This is a genomic window from Pyrococcus kukulkanii, assembly GCF_041647995.1.
In the GTDB taxonomy this organism is placed as follows: Archaea; Methanobacteriota_B; Thermococci; order Thermococcales; family Thermococcaceae; genus Pyrococcus.
This window is the reverse complement of sequence record NZ_JARRIB010000003.1, coordinates 177,347-196,670: the sequence shown is the minus strand read 5'-3', so window position 1 is coordinate 196,670 and position 19,324 is coordinate 177,347. Positions and strand designations below refer to the sequence as shown.

Annotated in this window: 22 protein-coding genes; 13 read left to right on the top strand and 9 right to left on the bottom strand. The window is 45.6% G+C overall.

Features of this window, described 5'->3' with window-relative positions; all coding sequences use genetic code 11:
- The first annotated feature begins 7 nt into the window (after positions 1-7).
- The 5 genes from P8X24_RS07345 to radA all read left to right on the top strand — a co-directional run bounded on the left by P8X24_RS07345 (position 8) and on the right by radA (position 4,187).
- Positions 8-547: a DUF998 domain-containing protein gene (locus tag P8X24_RS07345; RefSeq protein WP_372914953.1), complete on the top strand. Its 540-nt coding sequence runs from the start codon at positions 8-10 to the stop codon at positions 545-547.
- A 21-nt stretch (positions 548-568) separates the two neighbouring features.
- Positions 569-1,267 (top strand): SagB/ThcOx family dehydrogenase, encoded by a 699-nt coding sequence (locus P8X24_RS07340; protein WP_372914951.1) that lies wholly within the window; start codon positions 569-571, stop codon positions 1,265-1,267.
- Positions 1,264-1,437 carry a hypothetical protein gene (locus P8X24_RS07335; protein ID WP_372914949.1) on the top strand — a complete coding sequence of 58 codons (174 nt, stop codon included), beginning with the start codon at positions 1,264-1,266 and terminating at the stop codon, positions 1,435-1,437. The genes P8X24_RS07340 and P8X24_RS07335 overlap by 4 nt, the downstream gene beginning before the upstream one ends.
- A 30-nt stretch (positions 1,438-1,467) precedes the next feature.
- Positions 1,468-2,487, top strand: a complete 1,020-nt coding sequence (locus P8X24_RS07330) for a potassium channel family protein (RefSeq protein ID WP_372914947.1) — start codon at positions 1,468-1,470, stop codon at positions 2,485-2,487.
- A 113-nt stretch (positions 2,488-2,600) separates the two neighbouring features.
- Positions 2,601-4,187, top strand: coding sequence for a DNA repair and recombination protein RadA (radA, locus tag P8X24_RS07325; RefSeq protein WP_372914945.1), 1,587 nt, complete (start codon positions 2,601-2,603; stop codon positions 4,185-4,187).
- Here radA and P8X24_RS07320 read toward each other — a convergent pair.
- The 4 genes from P8X24_RS07320 to P8X24_RS07305 form a co-directional block, all read right to left on the bottom strand.
- Positions 4,184-5,245 (bottom strand): AAA family ATPase, encoded by a 1,062-nt coding sequence (locus P8X24_RS07320; RefSeq protein ID WP_372914943.1) that lies wholly within the window; start codon positions 5,243-5,245, stop codon positions 4,184-4,186. The genes radA and P8X24_RS07320 overlap by 4 nt on opposite strands.
- 143 nt (positions 5,246-5,388) lie before the next feature.
- On the bottom strand, positions 5,389-6,462 hold the full coding sequence (locus tag P8X24_RS07315; RefSeq protein WP_372914941.1) for an SPOUT family RNA methylase: 1,074 nt from the start codon (positions 6,460-6,462) through the stop codon (positions 5,389-5,391).
- 4 nt (positions 6,463-6,466) lie between these two features.
- A complete protein-coding gene (arcS, locus tag P8X24_RS07310; RefSeq protein WP_372914939.1) occupies positions 6,467-8,173 on the bottom strand; it encodes an archaeosine synthase subunit alpha in 1,707 nt (568 codons plus the stop codon).
- A 6-nt stretch (positions 8,174-8,179) separates the two neighbouring features.
- Positions 8,180-9,082 (bottom strand): coiled-coil protein, encoded by a 903-nt coding sequence (locus P8X24_RS07305; RefSeq protein WP_372914937.1) that lies wholly within the window; start codon positions 9,080-9,082, stop codon positions 8,180-8,182.
- A gap of 135 nt (positions 9,083-9,217) precedes the next feature.
- Between P8X24_RS07305 and P8X24_RS07300 the strand changes: the two genes are divergently transcribed.
- Positions 9,218-10,000, top strand: a complete 783-nt coding sequence (locus P8X24_RS07300) for an energy-coupling factor ABC transporter ATP-binding protein (protein WP_372914934.1) — start codon at positions 9,218-9,220, stop codon at positions 9,998-10,000.
- Entirely contained in the window at positions 9,997-10,731 is a 735-nt protein-coding gene (locus P8X24_RS07295) for an energy-coupling factor transporter transmembrane component T family protein (protein ID WP_372914932.1), read from the top strand. Before P8X24_RS07300 ends, P8X24_RS07295 begins: the two co-directional genes overlap by 4 nt.
- Here P8X24_RS07295 and P8X24_RS07290 read toward each other — a convergent pair.
- Both P8X24_RS07290 and P8X24_RS07280 read right to left on the bottom strand, forming a co-directional pair.
- Positions 10,682-11,299, bottom strand: a complete 618-nt coding sequence (locus P8X24_RS07290; protein ID WP_372914930.1) for a hypothetical protein — start codon at positions 11,297-11,299, stop codon at positions 10,682-10,684. The two genes, P8X24_RS07295 and P8X24_RS07290, sit on opposite strands and share 50 nt — an antisense overlap.
- A gap of 84 nt (positions 11,300-11,383) precedes the next feature.
- Positions 11,384-12,178, bottom strand: a complete 795-nt coding sequence (locus P8X24_RS07280; RefSeq protein WP_372914928.1) for a DUF63 family protein — start codon at positions 12,176-12,178, stop codon at positions 11,384-11,386.
- 60 nt (positions 12,179-12,238) lie between these two features.
- Between P8X24_RS07280 and nucS the strand changes: the two genes are divergently transcribed.
- Positions 12,239-12,988 (top strand): endonuclease NucS, encoded by a 750-nt coding sequence (nucS, locus tag P8X24_RS07275; protein ID WP_372914926.1) that lies wholly within the window; start codon positions 12,239-12,241, stop codon positions 12,986-12,988.
- On the opposite strand, the gene P8X24_RS07270 is transcribed toward nucS, so the two are convergent.
- Complete coding sequence (locus P8X24_RS07270; RefSeq protein ID WP_372914924.1) at positions 12,985-13,365, bottom strand: DUF473 domain-containing protein; 381 nt, start codon at positions 13,363-13,365, stop codon at positions 12,985-12,987. The genes nucS and P8X24_RS07270 overlap by 4 nt on opposite strands.
- A gap of 9 nt (positions 13,366-13,374) precedes the next feature.
- Positions 13,375-14,103 carry a proteasome assembly chaperone family protein gene (locus P8X24_RS07265; RefSeq protein ID WP_372914922.1) on the bottom strand — a complete coding sequence of 243 codons (729 nt, stop codon included), beginning with the start codon at positions 14,101-14,103 and terminating at the stop codon, positions 13,375-13,377.
- A gap of 100 nt (positions 14,104-14,203) precedes the next feature.
- On the opposite strand from P8X24_RS07265, the gene P8X24_RS07260 reads away from it, so the two are divergent.
- The 5 genes from P8X24_RS07260 to P8X24_RS07240 all read left to right on the top strand — a co-directional run bounded on the left by P8X24_RS07260 (position 14,204) and on the right by P8X24_RS07240 (position 18,583).
- The gene (locus P8X24_RS07260) at positions 14,204-15,259 is read left to right on the top strand and encodes an AAA family ATPase (protein ID WP_372914920.1); all 1,056 of its coding nucleotides are present in this window, start codon (positions 14,204-14,206) and stop codon (positions 15,257-15,259) included.
- Between the two features lie 60 nt (positions 15,260-15,319).
- Positions 15,320-15,565 carry an AbrB/MazE/SpoVT family DNA-binding domain-containing protein gene (locus P8X24_RS07255; RefSeq protein ID WP_372914919.1) on the top strand — a complete coding sequence of 82 codons (246 nt, stop codon included), beginning with the start codon at positions 15,320-15,322 and terminating at the stop codon, positions 15,563-15,565.
- On the top strand, positions 15,553-15,951 hold the full coding sequence (locus tag P8X24_RS07250; protein ID WP_372914917.1) for a type II toxin-antitoxin system VapC family toxin: 399 nt from the start codon (positions 15,553-15,555) through the stop codon (positions 15,949-15,951). Before P8X24_RS07255 ends, P8X24_RS07250 begins: the two co-directional genes overlap by 13 nt.
- Positions 15,952-15,970: 19 nt before the next feature.
- Positions 15,971-16,513, top strand: coding sequence for a hypothetical protein (locus tag P8X24_RS07245; protein WP_372914915.1), 543 nt, complete (start codon positions 15,971-15,973; stop codon positions 16,511-16,513).
- 249 nt (positions 16,514-16,762) lie between these two features.
- Complete coding sequence (locus P8X24_RS07240; RefSeq protein WP_372914913.1) at positions 16,763-18,583, top strand: hypothetical protein; 1,821 nt, start codon at positions 16,763-16,765, stop codon at positions 18,581-18,583.
- A 3-nt stretch (positions 18,584-18,586) separates the two neighbouring features.
- Here P8X24_RS07240 and P8X24_RS07235 read toward each other — a convergent pair whose 3' ends face one another.
- Complete coding sequence (locus tag P8X24_RS07235) at positions 18,587-19,309, bottom strand: hypothetical protein (RefSeq protein ID WP_372914911.1); 723 nt, start codon at positions 19,307-19,309, stop codon at positions 18,587-18,589.
- Positions 19,310-19,324 lie beyond the last annotated feature (15 nt).

Here is a 19,324-nt window from a genome sequence, read left to right as displayed (position 1 = left end):
AAAGAACATGAAGAAACTAGCGTACATCGGGCCTGTAATTTCGGTTGGTGGTGTGCTTACCTCTTATTTAATCCATAGGAACTGGTGGAGAATAACTGAAAATGCTATAAGCGATCTTGGCAAGGTAGGTCTCCCATACAATTGGGTAATGAATGCCTCCTTAATCATTGGAGCACTCCTTTTGATTATCTTTTCAGCCTCGATGATAGTAAAAAGGGAGAAGCTCCAGTGGAAGGTAAGCTTCAGCCTGTACCTCCTGGGGATGATCTTTTTAGCCCTCGTTGGGATATTCCCCGAGGGGACAAGTCCACACTACGAGGTAAGCTGGGGATTCTTCATATTCACGTTTCTAGCGGTGCTTGCAACTTCTATTTCCCTCCTTTTGGAGGGAGATAAAACAGGAGTTTTGGGCATTATAATTTTCGCAATAGGAGTCCCCCTCTCGCTCTGGGCCCTTCACAGGTTCGAAGGAGTGGCGGTTGCGGAAACTATAGGTGTCATTGCATTCCTGATCTGGCACTACACCTTACTCAAAAAACTAAAATAATATGAGCCCAAATTCACGTAGATGAAGAGGGTTGCATGGTTTACTGTTTTCCTAGTTATAGTAGGTAGCCTAGCGGTTTTGCTGAAGCCCTACCTACCCAGGGAAAGGGGTGAAACCACGATGATAGGGGAAGTTATCAAGCTCCCAGAGCCAAGACTTAAGGGAGAAATGAGCGTTGAGGAGGCAATAGCAAAGAGGAGGAGCATAAGAAGGTACAGAAACGAGTCCTTAACCCTTCAAGAGCTCTCACAGCTATTATGGGCAGCCCAGGGGATAACCGAACCCAACAGAAAATTCAGAGCCGCACCGAGTGCCGGAGCTACCTATCCATTTGAAGTTTACGTGGTCGTTGGGAGGGTTGAGGGTCTCGAACCCGGGATATACCACTATGATCCCTTCTCGCACTCGATAAAGCTAGTAAAAAGGGGAGACTTTAGGAAAGCGCTCCAGAGAGCAGCGTTGAATCAGGCATGGGTGGGAAGCGCGGCGATAGATATAGTCCTCGTGGCTTACTACGAGAGAACGACAAAGTACTATGGGGAGAGGGGTAAAATGTACGTCCACATGGAGGCCGGGCATATAGGCCAGAACATATACCTTCAAGCTACAGCCCTCAACTTAGGAACCGTAGCCGTGGGAGCCTTCTATGAGGATCAAGTCACCGAGACACTTGGCGTAGATGGAGTTCCACTATACATATTCCCGGTGGGGAAGATATGATCGATCACTGCACCCTCGGCTACCTAACCTTTGTTTTTATGAACTTCACGATGCTCTCGGGAGCCTTGATCTTCCTGGGAAGGAGGAAGAAGTTCTGGACCTATGTCCACGTGGCCCTTGCCGTTATAACCTACATCCTAATGACACTGACGATATGGGTCGTGAGATAATAATATAACCTCTAGCAGCTACTTTAGAACATGCTACCAGTGCCGGTGCTAAGAAAACTCCTGAAGATACACTTTAAGCTCAAGAAGAGCAGGATCGCATGGCTAACCCTTGGAGTTTCAGTTCTTGCGGTTATCTTGGCACTCTTATTCATGATTTTTGAGAATCTGGACTTCTTTACCGCCCTTTACTGGGCCATCATCACGATGTCCACGATAGGGTACGGCGATGTAACTCCAACGACTCAGGCAGGGAAGATAGTTGCAATGGTAGCAGCTGTGGCCGGAATCTCAAGCTTCACGGCCCTGATCTCGCTAATAGCCGAGTACTTCCTAACTTCTTCTCTAAGGAGGATGATGGGGATGCATGGTGTGAGGTTCAAAGATCATTATGTCGTTATAGGAAAGGGTCCTGGGGTTAGGGCCTTCGTTGAGGAAATAATTGCGGCAATGGAGAGGGGAGAAGCCGAAAGAGGAAAGATAGTAGCAATAGTGGAGAGCGAGGATGAAAAGAGGAAGCTGAATCTCCCAGAGGAAGTCGAGGTTTTAGTTGGAGATCCCACAGAAGATGACACGCTAAAGAGGGCCTCAATAGAGAGGGCCAAACACGTAATATTAACCCCTGAAGATGACAGCAAAGCGGTTTTCATAACGCTTAAGGTGAAAAGCTTCTCCAAGGCCAAGATACATGTTGAGGCATTGAGGGAAGAAAGCATCCCCCTTTTAAAAAATGCCGGAGCCGAAAGGGTCGTTCTTAGCAGGGGGTTGGCTGGAAGGCTACTTGCGAGCTCCATTTTTGAGCCAGAGGTAGTAGATGTCCTCGAGGATCTAATGAAGTCCAGCGAAGGGCACGATATCGTTATTATCTTAGATGAAAGGACATGGAACAAGAACTTTAAGGATGCCATTGAAATTTTGAGCCCGAGTTATTTCCCAATTGGTTACGTTAAGGGGGAGATGAGGTTAGCCCCACCACTCGATGAAGTAGTTCCCCAGGGAGCCAAGTTGATATGCATAACTGGCCAAAGCGATGTGAGAAAACAAGGGGCGTAAGGCTTTGTTTTTCAAATTTGGGCAACCATAATCCTATTTTTAAACATTGAGAAAAGTATATAATCCCTTACCTTATACCAACCTTGAAAACTCACGCTCATAGGGTGAGGTATATGGCAAAGAAAAATGGTAACGCTGATGTTAAGGAGATTGACGAGCTTGAAGAGCTTGGCTTTGAGCCCGTGGAGGAGGTAGAAACGACAAAGAAAAAGAAGAAGGAGAAGGAGATTAGGACAATAGAGGATCTCCCTGGGGTAGGGCCGGCGACTGCAGAGAAGCTTAGAGAGGCAGGATTCGACACGCTAGAGGCAATAGCCGTTGCATCACCAATAGAGCTCAAGGAAGTCGCTGGAATAAGTGAGGGAGCAGCAATAAAGATAATTCAAGCCGCAAGAAAGGCCGCAAACCTAGGAACTTTCATGAGGGCTGACGAGTACTTGAAGAAGAGGGAGAGCATTGGAAGGATATCTACGGGAAGTAAGAGCTTAGATAAGCTGTTAGGCGGAGGAATAGAGACACAGGCGATAACAGAAGTATTTGGAGAGTTTGGATCGGGGAAATGCTTCGCCAAGGACACTCCAGTATACTATGAGAACGACACAGTGCTCCACATGGAGACAATAGAAGAGATGTACTCCAAATACGCAAAAATTAATGGCGAAGTCCCATTTGACAACGGATTTGCAGTTCCGCTCAACACCGTTCATGTATACACCTTCGACATCACCAAAGGAGAAATCAGGAGGACACAGGCAACTTACATCTACAGAGAGAAGGTAAAGAGGATCCTAGAGATAAAACTATCTAAGGGACAGGTACTGAAGATAACCAAGACCCATCCAGTCCTAGTATTCAGGGACGGACTAAAATGGGTAAAGGCAGAAAACGTTAGGCCAGGAGACATAATTGTTGGAGTTAAGAATGTTCCTAAAAATGCAAAAACGCAAAATCTAGGATCAGGGGAGCTAGAATTCCACAAAGTTGAAGAAATCAGGGAAATTGATTACAATGACTGGGTCTATGACCTAGTAGTCCCAGGAACACACAACTTCATTGCACCCAACGGTCTAATTCTCCACAATACCCAATTAGCTCATACTTTAGCCGTAATGGTGCAACTTCCTCCCGAAGAAGGAGGATTGCACGGTTCAGTAATCTGGATTGACACCGAGAACACCTTCAGACCGGAGAGAATTAGGGAGATCGCAAGGAACAGGGGACTTGATCCAGATGAGGTTTTAAAGCATATATACGTTGCAAGGGCCTTCAACAGCAACCACCAAATGTTGCTCGTCCAACAGGCTGAAGATAAGATAAAGGAGCTTTTGAACACGGACAGGCCCGTTAAGCTACTCGTAGTTGATTCACTAACGAGCCACTTCAGGAGCGAGTACATAGGAAGAGGAGCCCTAGCTGAGAGGCAACAGAAGCTTGCAAAGCACCTTGCAGACCTCCATAGACTCGCCAACCTCTACGAGATAGCTGTGTTCGTAACCAACCAAGTCCAAGCAAGGCCCGATGCATTCTTCGGAGATCCAACGAGGCCAATTGGTGGGCACATCTTAGCCCACTCCGCAACCCTTAGAGTATACTTAAGGAAGGGCAAGGGCGGAAAGAGGGTTGCAAGGTTAATAGATGCTCCACACCTTCCAGAGGGAGAGGCCGTGTTCAGGATAACGGAGAAAGGCATTGAAGATTAGAGCCTCTTGAAAACTCTGAACATGACAGGATCTGGGATCCTATACCTCCCGTGTCCGGTGGGCTCAAGGAATCCGTAATCAATGAGCCTGTTTATGTAGTTCCTCAGGCTCCTCGGGTTTATTTTAGTTTTCTTCCTTATCTCTTCAAATTTTACTCCACCCCTACCCTCGCTCAGCTCCGCAACAACCTTCATTATCTCCTCGTACCTCGGGGAAAGCTTTGAAAGCTCTTTAAATTCCGAGATAACGTACGTCATTGCCTCCTCCAGAACCCTCTCTATAGCCTCCTCATGGGTTAGCCCATCGACCCTAAAGACACCGTAATGAACTAGCCACCCAGGAATTCCATTTAAAGTTTTTATTGCTGACAGCAATTCTTCTTCCCTGACATCCCTGCCGACTTCCTTAAATCCCCTCTCCAAGAATTCCAAGCTCTCTGAGGGATTAAATCTCGGCAAGACTATTCTCACGTTGTACCTCCCAAAGAGAGGGGACGAGCCATCATATAACCTTAGAAACTTTTCAAGCACTCCAACTTGGGAACCAGTGAACACGAGGATTATGTTTTGGAGGGCATCAAGAACCCAGGCAAAGAATTTCGTTAAGTCTTCATTTGCAAACCTCAGGTATTGGGCCTCATCAAAGGCCACGATAACCTTCCCAATCTTGTTTAATTCTGCAAAGACGTCTATCAAATCAAACTTATCCTTAAGCTCTAACTCAACTGGTCCAAGCTTAATTCCCTTGACTCTTGAAATAACCTCACTAAGAACGCTCCTTCCACTCAAGACCTTATAGATGTGCCCGGCAATCACTTTCTGGGGATACTTGGAGTTAAGGGACGTAGCGGCTCTAGCATCTATCACCACGTAAGGCACGCCTTCCTTGGCGATCTCATTCAACGACGCATACAGAAAACTAGTTTTTCCTATTCTCCTGGGCCCAGTAATCAGAATAAAGTTCCTGTTCTTCTTTATAGCATCTTTAAACATTAGATATTCAGCCTTCCTTCCAAACAAATCTTTAATCGATGTCTTTGGTTTCACATCAAATAGCATGGAGCACTTCCCTTTAGGAATACCTCCTTGGAGTATATAAACCTAAAGGTCAGCGAACCTTGAAGTCAACTTTTCTCCTCATCCTCCACTCCTCAAATCTCCTAAAGAAGGGACATCTTGACCTCCGCAGCCTTATAAGCTCTTTAATCCTCTCCAGCAACTTCTCCCCTCCTCCTGAGCTCTTCCTCATAGATCGTCCACAAGGCAACTAAAGTCGCTGGAATTCCGTGTTCAGTCGCGAACGTCATGTAAGGGGCCAAATCAACGACGTAATCTGCGAACCTGAACAGGCCAACCGGAATTCCTTCCCTTGACCCTATGAAAACCACTACTTCCTTTGCATAGTACATGTCCTTTGCCAGCTTATTCTTTACCTCATTTAGGGTTGGGCCTTTTGGATCGGTGATTATTATTAGCCTCCTGTTCCTTCTCTTGTCCCTTATGACCTGATACAGATCCCAAACTGTTACCGGAACCTTTTCAACCTGCCACGGATAAGCCTCCCTCTGTATCTGATACCTACTCTCCTGCCCCTCCTTGACCCCCCTTATGAAGGCCATTAGCTCGTAAGCATTCATCTTCTCCTTAGGGGCAATTATGAGTTCCTTAACCTCAAAGGCCTGGGCAGCCCTTCCAATCTTCTCACCGAAGGCCCTCGCGGTCTTGTAATCTCCCCAGTAGGGCATCTGGACTATCGTCAGTTTCTTAAAAAGCTTCCTGCAGTCGGGCTTCTCCTTGGGATACTTCTTCCACTTCATGTACTCTTCCCCAGGGATCACGGAGATGTACGCTTTGTCCCCTATTATCTCGACTTGAACGACCTTATCGGGGTAGCTTAAGTTCACCTCAACATTCTTGAGATCCTTGATTCTAGCACCAAGCACTACATTTACATCGACACTCGAGAAGTCCTTCTTCCCTCTCTTCTTCGTTCTAACCGCAAAGCTCTCACCATCGTTTATGTGCTTCACTATCTCCTCGGCAGCCGACTTTATATCCTCAAGGGTTGCGGGAACTTCTACCAAGACCGGATAGACCTTCTCAACCTCTGGAACTTCCAGAATCTTTTGGAAGGCATTCTCATCTTCAGCCTCAACTATAACTATCCCAGGATAGCCCTCGGGAGCTATCGTGACCTTAGCGTTGGGAAGGATCTCCTTGATGTAGTTCCCAGCAACGGCCTCCATATCCATCTGGGTCTTCACGATGAACTTCATGATCTCACCCCTTCGCCCTCTTCTTCACCTTCACGGCTATTCCCTTCTTGGCCCTCACCATTTCCTCACCGCTCAAAACGGCCCTCCCCACGGCAACAACCCTGTCATCTCTAACAACGCCAACCCAATCGTTGGGCCTTATTTTATCATCGGCACTCTCAACTCCCGCTGAGAACACGTCTCCCCTTATCTCGAAGTCAACCTCAACCCAATAAGCTCTCAGCTCATCGTATATCCTCTGCATCCCGAAGGGTGTTACGCTTATGACCCCCTCTTGGAAGGTTCCGGTCTGGGAGTTGTTAACTATAAGTCTGAGCATCTTTGAGCCGACTATCTGAGCGTTATCTGGAAGAACTGCTTCTCCAGCCCCAAGGCCAAAGTAGAAGTCGAAAACCTTTCTAACGTTCTCATAGAACCTGTACCTCCTGTGGGCCTTGTCAACTTCCCTAAGGTCGAACTCGGCCAACGTTTTCCTAAGCTTCTCAAGCGACTCCCTCGAGGTTGTAGATTCTCCGGCGGTAAATATTACGTCCCTACTGGTTAGTTCCATGGCAAGCTTAACGGCCTCCCTATAGCCTCCTTCTACGTGTGCAATTATAGGGATGTCGGGGTACTTCTCCAGGGTTTCCGCTAAAAGCTCACCGGCAAACTTAACCTCCCACTCGCTCCAGTGGCCCGTAACGACTATATCGTACTTTGCCAGCCACTCCCACTCCCTGGGGACTACACCGTAGGGAGAGGTAATTATGAGCTCGTGAACCCTGTAGAGCCTATTCCCGAGAGCATCTTTCATTGCCTTCCTATAGAGAGCATGGGATCTTGACCTTGAGTAGGGCTTCTTCGCCGAGCATGGTAGGATCAAAAGGAGATCAATTCCTTGGGGAGGCTTAAACCTCTCAACGACCCTTGAGCGCCACCTAAAAACCTCAGGCCTCGTCATTGAGTGGTCGCTTATGAAGACGACGGTCTTATCGTGAACCGGCGTGTACTTTTCAAGGTAATCCATGTTTTCCCTGTCGGCGATCCTCAAAATTCCAGCGTTCATGGCCGTTGGTAGGAAGTTCTCAACGAGATACCTAAGCTTTCCCTCCTGAATTGCAACTTTGACTAGCTTTATCACGTTCTTCGCGAACTCAACTGGATCATTGGGAGAGTCCCACACTATGGGCGAGAACTGGGTAAACCCTAACCCCTCAAATTCATAAATTTTCAAAGACCTAACGTCAAAGGCATCAACCCCAAGGTAAACGGCTAGGGGATAGAAGAAGGGTTCTAGATCCGTGATTAGCACGGCATTTGGAAATCTCTCCCTGAGCTCCCTAATGGTCTTCACGAACCCCCTGTAGTCCCTAACCATGATCTTTGAGTTCCCTATGTAAATTGCCTCAAACTCATTCTCCTCGATTATCCTGAAGAGCTCCTCATGGTACTTATCCCTCTTTAGAGCGGGAAAGTAGAAGGCGTTGAACTTAGAATAATCAACGTCCCAGAGCCTCTTTAAGGCCTTCTTTATCACTTCATCGGGAGTGTAATAGCTTATTGGAATTGAAGGAGCCAAGTTGAAATCGTACTCAGAAAAATCCTTTGGATGGAAGAACGAGTTGAATGGGGAGAGCGTGAAATCAACTCCAGCCAGTGCGGGAGTTTGAACCGGAGGATCTAGCCTTATAACTCCTAACCTGCCAGGCCCATCGTGCTTAACGACTTCCATCTCCGATCACACGAGATTGTACCTCTGGAGTAGCAGTATCTCGTCCCAGGTAAGCTTCTCTCCACGTTTAAACTTCTCCAAGGCTTGGACGGCCTTCTCGAAGTTTGCATCCCTCTTCGAGAGCATCCTTGCAACCAGCTTGTACGCTATTAGCTCCTTGTGCTTCTGATCGTACTCAAGTATCTTCCTGTCGAGCTCCCTGAGTTGCCTCCTAATTTCCCTCACTTTCTCCCTCAGCTCAACTACCTTCTGGTGGTACTCATCAGCCTCCTTCTTAACTTCATCAGCCTTCTGATAACTCTTTATCATCTGTTCATGGAACTGCTGGCTTTGATTTGCCAATTGCTGAATCTCTAAGCTTATAGCCCTCCTTGCCTTCTTAAGCTGATCTATCTTCTTCCTAACTTCTTGGAGCTTATTATTGAACCTTTCAATCTGCTGAATTATCTCGAGCTCAGTTGCAAGAACTTGGATTTGATCGACTATCTGCCTCTCCCTCTCAGGGGTTATGTTTGGATTGGTCTGGAGCTCCCACTCAAGCTTCTCGATTCTCTCCTCGATTTTATCTTTAGGCATCTTAAGCCTTCTTAACTGCCTGTATTCATCCCTCTTAGTCCTATACTCCAGGGCCTCCTGATAGAGAAGGTCGAGCTTGGCATTTATTTCCTCTCTGTTCTTCTTAAGCTCCTTAATCTTGGCGTTTATCTCGTCCCTCTTTGCTTTGAACTCCTTCGCCTTCTCCCTAAGCCTCCTGACCTCCGCGTTCTTTTCATCCCTCTTCTGGATCCAAGTGTTCAGCTCTTGCTGTAGCTCCTGTAGCTTAAGCTCTATGTTCCTCCTCTCTTCTTGTAGAGCCTCAAGTTCGCGCTTGATTCTCCTAATCTCTTCTGGGTCAACTTTCACTTGCATATTTCTTCCCCTTTCTCACTTTTAGAATAGAACCTCTCATGAGTTCAGGCCCCGCTAATGTGGGGAGAACTTTTTCCAAATAAAAACTTTTCTCTATTCTCAAAACTTTTAACTCAAAACACGTAGGGTCATTCGATGATAAAATTCCTCGATGTATGGTTCTGGTACGAGGAAGGGAAACCCGTGCTTAAATCGGTTAGCTTTGAGTTTTCCGGTGGAGTTCTTGGAGTTGTGGGGCCTAACGGTAGCGGAAAGACGACTCTAACGAAGATGATGAACGGATTGTTGAAGCCCAAGAAAGGCAAGGTCATCGTGGAGGGAATAGACGTTAAGGAAAAAACAGTTGCCGAGATGAGCAGAATTGTTGGTTACGTATTCCAGAATCCTGAAGGAATGTTCTTTGAGGAGACCGTTTTTAAGGAGGTTGCCTTCGGCCCCAGGAACCTTGGAGTTTCTGGAAAGGAGCTGGAGGAGAGAGTCAAGTGGGCCCTGAGAGTGGTTGGACTGGAGGAGTTTGAGGAGAGGAACCCCTTCGAGCTCAGCGGAGGGGAGAAGCAGAGGCTCGCCATAGCATGCATTCTAGCTATGAAGCCCAAGATAATCGTTCTCGATGAACCGACAACCGGATTAGACTACAGAGGAATCAAGAGCCTAGAGAAAGTCCTGCTCAATTTAAAGAGGGAGGGGCACTCAATAGTTTTGGTTACACATGATATGGAGTTCCTCCTCAGGCTCGCCGATACCGTGTTACTGCTCGATAAAGGAGAAGTGAAATTTTACGGAAGCGTTAGAGAATTTTTCAACCTTGATCTAAGGCAGTACAGCTTAGAAGTGCCCGAAGTCCTAAAGATAGCCGAAGAGATTGGAGTCGGATTCGTGAGGTCAGAGGAAGAACTGATAAAGGTGGTTCTAGGATGATGTTCTCCCTATACCTTGAGAGGGATTCAATACTCCACTCCCTTGATCCAAGGGTAAAGATTATCGGAACTGCCATATTCATGACCATGGGGCTCATGATAAAGGATCCCATATACTCACCCCTTATCTTTGTATTTACCATTATTGGCCTTAAAATCTTGGGAAAAATTGAAGTTAAGGAACAATTAAAGGTTTTGAAGCCACTAATTCCGGTTTTTGTGCTAACATTTATCAGCTGGCCGATCATCATAGATCCCTGGGAAAGGGGAGTTTTGGTTGGCATAGCGTACACGTTCAGGCTAATGGGAATAACGATAATGGCCTTCGGCCTAATGATGACGACAAAGCAGAGAGACCTAATCAGGGGATTCACGAAGCTTGGGCTTCCGTACGAGATAGGGCTAGCCGTTTTAATTGCCCTAAGGTACGTACCGACGATATACGCCCTCGCCCAGAACGTTATGGACGCTCAAAAGAGCAGGGGGCTTGAGCTTGAGAAAGGGAACTTCCTCGAGAGGGCCAAAAAGATGACGGCCGTTATAATCCCCCTCTTGGTTCTCACGATAAGGACTGCACATGAGCTCGCTATAGCCATGGAGAGCAGGGCATTTGGAGCTTCAAGGAAAAGGACATACTTAGTTGACCTTAAGATGAAGCCAATAGATTATGTGGCCCTGGCAATCATTCTTGGGGTTGCCCTCCTCTACTTGGGAACAAGGCTTCTTCTTTAATCTGTATCTCGTGCTCGCCGAGCGCCCTTAAGTTGTCCGGGTAAGTTCTTAAAACGCTGAGCGAGAGCCTGTACTTACCTCTATAATATGAAATCCTGAGGACGAGGAGCTGCTCAAAAACCTCGGGAACTATGAAGAGCCTTTTGGCCTCCGACAGAAGGTCTAATTCATTTAAAGAAGGCTCCTCAACGACGAACATCATATAAAGGCCCTTTCTATCTGCTATTTTCTTCACTTCAAGGATATCCTCCTTAGAAGGCTCAAGAACGTTGAGGGAGCCAACGATTACAAGGGAACCATCCTCAACGTAATCAAGGCCGGAAAGCACTTCCTCCATGGAATAAACCCTTCCAAATAAAACTTCTCCACTTACGGGAGGAATCCTCGAAGAGACGTCCATATAGTAAGCCCTGCCTACGGATTCAACTGCCGTAGAGAGAGCGTAAGAATAGGCGAGCTGATCAGTAGCTATAACCCCAAGCAGATCCCCCTCCCTTAGGGGACCAACTAACCTTGATACCTCACCAAGAACCTCAAGCGAAGGAATGGAGGAGAGCCTGCGGAACATCACAAATCCTTCTCCCAAGTTCTATTTAACGTTTCCGTCTCGGTCAACCGAGTGGTCATCATCAATCAGGCAGTGCCGGTTTCATCATTGACAGGCTATCTGCAAGATCATCTGAGCGGGATCCCTTATAGCAGGCCCAAGCCCCAGGATGTATATGGCAAGGTACCAGTAGTTCCTCTCCTCCTCATCCGGAACCATCGTTTTAAGGATGTAGTAGACGGCCACGAGTATTATGGTTATCCACGGATAGTAAGCGTAGGCTCCAAACCAGCTGACGAGGTGCCTCTCAATCCAGTGAACCTCCATGTAGTGGTAGAAGTGAATTGCAACGACCGTTGATGCTATATCAAAGTAGTGAGCTAAAACTGGATACAAGTAGAGCCTGTCAAAGGGCTTAAATCTGTAAAATGCCAAAACAACAATAAAGCTTACCACCGTGTGGAGTAAGGTTAGCTCATAAGGCTCCCAGCACTTCACATTCTTGAAGAGGAGGTAGTTCGCGTAGAGGGCCAGTCCGGCACCCCATGCTATTGTAAGCTTTGGGTACATCTTCAGCTTGACATCCGCGAAGAGAACGGGGACTATCAAGAAGAATGCCGTGAAGAATATGCCCGGAGTCAAAATCCAAGGGTTTGGCTTTAATACTCCCCCATCAACCAAAGCCCTTACGGTGGAACCAAAAATTACCATTGGGGTTACGGCAAGAAATAATCTCTCATCAACCTTTATCTTCAGGGGTTTGATTATATACTTGTAAGTGTATATCACGGCAAAGCCGAAGATTAAAGCATAGACAACTGTATTTATCGGATTGTATCCCTCCCTCGTGTACATTGGCCTTATAAAGTAGTTCCACAGGAAATCGCGAAGGTTGAACATTTAAGCACCCCCACCTAACATTAACAATTTCCTTTTAATGATTGTTGGAGAGTGTTGTACGTGAAAAAGATAGTAGTTAGAGAAAACCCCACGGTAGAAGATGTGAAGGAATTACTAGAATTCGCCGAGAAGCACAACGGGATGGTTACAATATTCGCCAGATGCAGGGTTTATTATGAGGGGAGGGCAAAAAGTGAGCTTGGAGAGGGGGACAGGATTATAATCATAAAGCCGGACGGAAGCTTCCTGATACACCAGAACAAGAAGAGGGAACCAGTCAACTGGCAACCTCCAGGAAGCGTGGTGAAGATTGAAGGAAATAAAGTCGTCAGCATAAGGAGAAAGCCCAGGGAGAAGTTAGAGGTTGAGCTGATAGAGAACTATGCAATCACCGTTTTTCTAGCCGAAGATTATGAGGAGCTCTCGTTAACGGGAAGCGAGGCAGAGATGGCCAAGCTAATATTCGAAAAGCCCGAAGTAATAGAGGAAGGATTCAAGCCGATGTTCAAGGAGAAGCCGATAAAGCATGGAATAGTTGACATCCTGGGGGTAGACAGGGAGGAGAACGTGGTGGTCTTAGAGCTTAAGAGGAGAAGGGCAGATCTACACGCGGTAAGTCAGTTGAAGAGGTACGTTGACTCCCTTAAAGAGGAGTACGGGGACAAAGTTAGGGGAATACTTGTTGCGCCCTCCCTAACGGAAGGGGCAAGGAAACTCCTTGAAAAGGAGGGACTAGAGTTTAGGAAGCTCGAGCCCCCAAAGAGGGAAAGTAGAAAGAAGTCAAGGCAGAGAACGCTGGATTTCTTTTAGCCCATGCTCATCTCGTGGTGCATCATCTCCCTGACCTTAACGAACACCATCCCATCTTTCTCCTCGACCTCAATTATCCTCCCAAGACCAACAAGCCTCAGCTGGACCCTGCAAATGTTCATCTCCCTCTCGTCACTCTCCTCCCAGGGAACCCTCTGGAACATCCTCTCAATCTTAACTACCCTTGCAACTATACCTTCCGTTCCCTTAGTTACGTCCTCAAGCGATTCATAAGTAAGGAATACTAAGTCACCCTCTCTTACCCTCTCCAGCACGATATAGTTTCTGGCACTCCTTATTTCCAACGTCCGAAAGGGATTCCTTAAGAGGGCATCCAAAGCCCTCCTCGTTATTCCGGAGAGAAGGGGAAGCTCCATAATCCCACCTCACAGGTACATCGTCTCGTACTGCTTCTCAACCTTTCTCCTCGCCTCTTCCATCTGCTCATGCATCCTTCTCAGTTGCTCTTCGATCATCTCTGCCTCCTTGATTAGCGGTTCAATTGAAACCTCTATGTTGAGCATCTTCTTCAGGACTTCAACGACGTTAGCTGCAGCCCTTGGATCGGGCCTGTCTCCAAAGGTTTCTCCCAGTAGAACATAGCTCTTCAATCCGGCCCTCGAAGCCTCCCAAAGCAGCTTACCGCTCATCCCGCTTATCGAGCCGAACTTCAGAATTTTTACTCCAAGGTTTTCAAGCTCCTTATTCTCCTCTTCGGTGCCACCCACACCCCAGACCTCAAACTTCTCCTTGAACATTCCTATGCCCATTCCTCCCAGGGATACTACCTTGCTTGCGTTTACGGACTTAAGGTAGTTGGCCATCTCCCTTGCTATCTCGTTTATCAGAGTCGGGGGGAGGTAAATGTCCGCAACCGCTATGATTATGTTATCCTTGCCGTAGAACCTCAGGGGAGGATTTGGCTTGCCCTCAAGAATTAAAGTCATCGGTGGAATAAAGGAGCTCTCAACGTACCCTATCATTTCCATTTCAAGCTCTTTAGCTAAGAAATTGGCAGCTATGTGACCGACGAGCCCAATTCCTGGGTATCCCTCTATTAGCACCGCCCCCTCAACCTTGGGAAGAATTAGTTCAATGGGTTTATTCTCCACCATCGCTACCCCTCAGAACTATTTAGCCTTGGGGAGTATTAAGCTTTGATCCTGGAAACGTTATTAAGTATCGATACCGATACTAAGTATCGGGGGCGATACTTTGTTGTTCGATCCGAGGCCCAAAGAGAAAAGGGAAGAACTGTTTGACAGAGAAAAAGAGCTCTCCGAGCTCATGCATTCACTAGTTAACTATCCCATAACGGTATTACTCGGAATAAGGAGGACAGGGAAGTCTTCAATAATCAGGGTTTCGCTGAACGAGAGTGATGTAGTAGGGATCTACATCGACGTAAGAAGGGCCATGAGGAGAGGTAGAATTTCAGATGAGAAACTCAAAACTCAACTCCTGGGCACTATTAGGAGGGTAAAAATAAAGGAGATAAGCCTTCCTGGAATTAAGCTTGAGCCAATATCAATTGATTTACCCGATATCTTTGATGTATTAAACTCATACGGGAAGAAAAGGAAGAGAGTAGTTGTTTTAGCCTTCGATGAGGCCCAATACTTCAGATTTTATGGGGCGAGGGGTGGCGAGGACTTTCTACTAGCCGTTGCGTATTCCTATGACAATCATGAGTGGCTTAGGTTCCTCTTTTCAGGATCCGAGGTGGGTTTGTTGCATGACTTCCTAGGATTTGAAGACTCTAAGGCTCCTCTCTTTGGAAGGATATACAACGAGATAACACTGGAGCCCTTCCCCAGGGATCTTTCAGTTGAATTCTTGAAGGAGGGCTTTAGGGAAGTAAAAATCGATGTTCCAGAGGAGCATCTTGAAGAAGCCGTCGAGAACTTAGACGGGATCCCAGGATGGCTGGTCGAATACGGCTACCATTACGTGCACACTAAAGACCATAGAAAAGCGTTGGAGAGAACCTTTCGGAGTGCTCAATCCCTAATAAGATCGGAGCTAGCAGAGCTGGAGAAAAGGAGTGAGAGGTACTTAGAGATACTAAAGGCAATATCTTTGGGCATGAACCGGTGGTCAAAGATAAAGGAGTACGTTGAAGTTAAATATGGCCCCATAACAAACGCCAGGCTTTCGGCCTTACTTAAGAACCTTGAGAAGATGAGCTGGATAAAAGCAGAACTCCAGAACGGGAAGAAAACTTACAAGATAGTAGATCCCGTTGTTGAGAAAGTAATTAGGGGGTTTTGAATATGCTGAGTTGAAAATATTTTTATGCTCTGTTGGTAAGACTAACTTAGTGAATGTAAGATGGTGACTGTTAAAGTTTCTTCGAAGGGTCAGATAGTCATATCAAAAGTTATTCGCGAGAAGTTTGGGATTAGGGAAGGGGATGAGCTTGAGATTCTTGACTTTGGAAACGAGATAGTGATAGTTCCAATAAAAAGGGACATTGACCTCAAGGGAATATTAAAGCTTGAAAAACCTTTGAAAGAAATTATGGAGGAGGTAAGGAAGGAGGAAGAAGAACTAGAGGCCAAAAAATGGAGAGAGTAGTGCTTGACAGTTACGCTATACTAACTTACCTCCTCAACGAAAAGGATGCAAAGCGCGTTGAAGAACTGCTAAATAAAGCTAGAAATGGAGAAGTAAAGGTTTACATGAACATTGTGAATCTTGGCGAGATCTACTACATCATAGCACGCAGAAAGGATGTTGACGTTGCTGACTTCATCATAGCCAACCTGCTGAAAAGCCCAATCCTATTCACCCCCGCGGATGAGCACCTCTCCCCAATTGCCGGCAGAATAAAAGCCTTCCACAAACTAAGCCATGCAAACGCCTTCACAACTGCAACAGCAATAGACCTCGATGCAACCCTTTTAACCGGGGATGAAGAATTCAAGAACATTAAAGACAAAGTCAAGATCGAGTGGCTCTAAGCTTTTGTTTAACTAGGTTATGAACTATCCTCTGGAGAGGTCATGGTTTTTCTTCGATGCAGATAGCTGGTTAAAGGCTGAAGATATGATCAAGTTAGCTAAGATAATCGAGAGAAGGAGAGACTTGTCCTACGTATATCCCAAGCTGATTCACCTTCCCAAGTTCTATCCCAAATCGTTCGTGAGGTTTGGAAACTTCTTGCTCGGAGACCTAATAGGATGGCCCTTCTTCATACTCTTTAATAATATTTTGAACGCTCCCCTGACTCTAACAAATGTTTTTGCCATCAGGAGGGAGGATTTCGTGGAGTTTAAGGCGTTGTATCCTGGGGAGGACTTCGACTTCGGATACAGGATGAAGAAGAAGGTCGGGAAGAGGAATGTGATAACCTTCGCGATAAAGTCTTACACTTTTGATAGAAGGTTCGCCCAGTCAGATCTCCCGAGGTGGTTGAGGGCTCTGGCTCCGTTCCAGATGATCTTTACCTACTTATTCCACGGCCTGTTCTTCGTGATCTTCAAGAAACCTCTGCCAACTTTCAGGTACAGGGAGATAAGGTGAGCTTAGAGAGCCCTTCCGCTAATCTCTTACCATTTCATCAAACTTTTTCACGTTAGATGGCATAACTCGTGGATAAAGCTAAAATCAGAGCTCTTTCTCTTTCTTCTCTTCGGCGTTGAGTAGTATTATGGGATTCTCCGAGCTCTTTTTCCACGGTTTCCTATCGTTCTTGAGAGTTATGGTTAAGGGATTCTTCGTCTCGATTCTTCGAAGGAAAAGTAAATAACCACCGGGGGAGAAATAATAGGAATGGCATCTCCGACGGCTAACTTATTGTTCACCCTTGGATCGTTCATACTCGGATTCTCTCTCCCGAGATTGGTCTACGAGCATTATAAATCGAAGGTCGGAGGGTCTTTAACGGCGATAGCCCTGTCGATGATAACCCTCGGAATGCTCTTCGAGTTGCAAGATCTCTGGATGCAAGCATCGAAGAACATGCCCTTTAGCGTCCAAAGTTTGTTTTGGGGTTTCTTCGCGGGAAATATGATCGCTTTATTATACTACGGATTCATTGGAGTTGGAAAGATTGGTTTGAAGGCTGGAAGATTAGTTGGGAGGGCTTATCATGAAGTAAAAGCTCTTAGAAAAGAAGAGAAGAGATTAGAAAAAGAAGAAAAGGAGGAGCTGAAGGATCTGAAGGAGATTCACAGGGAGATGGAGGAGGCAAGGAAGGAGTTTGAGAAGAGGATCAAAAAACTCGAGGAGAAGCTAAACAAAGACTTAAAGGTAGAAGAGATGGATGTTAAAGAAGTCTTAAGCTATATAGAGGAATCTAAGAGGCTCATTCAAGAGTTCATGAAGAAGTATGGATCGATTCTCTACATGCTAAGGCCAAACAAGAAAAGAGAGTTATTAAAGGCTCTCTCAAAGGAGTTAAAGGAGAAGGCAGATAAACCTCTTGAGAGTCTGAAAGAACAGACAGAGAAAGTTCTCAGGGACATTGAGAGAATGGTTGATGAGATGAAAAACGTTGATTCTGACCTCGAGAAAGCCCTGATAAAGACTGAAGAAGCCTTAGGTAATTTAAAGGCCTACCTAAAGGACTTCGAGACCTTCTCTGGAGAGTTCGAGAGGATAGTAAAAGAGTACGATGCCGTTGAAGAGAATCTATTGGGGTTTGAGGAGAGGATTACCCATGATAAACACCTCGTGGAAACCTTGAGAAAAATTGGGAGAGGTGGAGGCGAGTTAAAAGAGATCTCTCAGGAGCTGAGAAAAATAGTTAGAGAGTCGGGAGAAGCTTTCCATCAGATACACACGATGTCCCGAATGGTGAATGGGTTGAAGTTCGACGAGAGTAAGATAGAGAGGTTAGAAAAATATCTCGAAGAGATGAGGAAGAAGAACAAGTACTCTGTTAGATTATCCAATGCCGTTAAGAAGCATCTTGAGAAGATAAGGAAGCAGTTGATAGCTTTCAAGGATGTTAAAGCTGTAGAGATGGCGAATGAAGTTTATCCGCACAAAGTAGTTGAAGCCTTTGGAAAGGGAGTGAACAACGCAATGGAGATCATAGAGGAATCTTTAAGTGACTTGGAGAGAGAAGTCGAAGAGTTCTGGAGAGATATGGATGGAGAATTTCAGGGATTGTTATCTGCCCTGAATTCCGTTGAAGTTGAATTGAAGAAGCTCGAGCAGTGGGAAGGACACTTGGTGAGAATTGGAGATATATTGAGAAGGCAAGAAGAGGATCTTGAAGACGTAAGAAGGGACATTTCAAGGCTCGAGAAAGATTTGAAGAACGAGGGAATTAGCAATAAGATAATCTCGAAGATCGATCCTCTCAAGAATTCCATCAAGAGCTTAGAGGGAATCTCCGAGAGCTTCAAGAGCATCGAGGAAGGGATTAGAGACTTGCTAAAGAAGATTAAAAATGTCAACATAAAAGGAGAACTTAGCGAGATTAACCATCTAAGAGACGTTGCTCACAAGATTCTGAAGACTCTAAGAGATCTATCCATTAGAGAAGGTTATCGCTTTAGGAAGGCGATGTTAGTCATCAACCAGAGACTTAGAGAACTTTATTCAATGAGTCAAGCCGTGGAGAGAAACGTGGCTCGAAGATAAAAATTAATCTTCTTGGTAGCCAAGCCTATTCAAATATTCTTCTGTCTTTTTTGCTATTACTCTCGCAAAGGCTGGAAGAAGCTCTTTTTCAACTTTAGTATTAAGTTCTTCAAACTTATACTTATCTCCACTGGAATATACTCCAATCCCAGCTGAAATAATGTCATTATCCTTGATAATTGAAAGCGTAAATTTAACCTTAGAATCATTCCCATTTACATCCTCTCGATAAGGTCTGAATCCATATTTGTCGATGAACTCGACTATTCTCTGGAACTCTGGGACTTGGCTCAATGGCTTCTCCAAGAACTCGGACAACCTCTGGTAAACTTCCTTAGCCTTTCCTTGGTTCAATAGGTAATCAAAGGTCTTGTAAGCCTCCTCAGTAACGTTTCCGGGCTTAACGAAATCGAAGTAATGAGGATCTCTTTTATACAACTCATAAACAGCGGCTGCGATTGTAACATAAGGAAGGGTATACCTGTCTAAAACTCCAGTACTATCAACGATCTCATCAATATACTTTCTCATATACTCATCAAATTTTGGAACATCATATCTTGTCTCTCTATTAAAATCCTGAGCTCTTCTTTCAATTTTCCAAAACTTATCACTTTTCTCATATTTTGGATAAAGAAGACTCAGTCTTCTTCTGATTATGGAATCCAACCCCATGTTATTATTATGGAGTAGTAATATCTTAAACTTTACTATTCTGGCAAACATGTCCCTTAGCGTTCA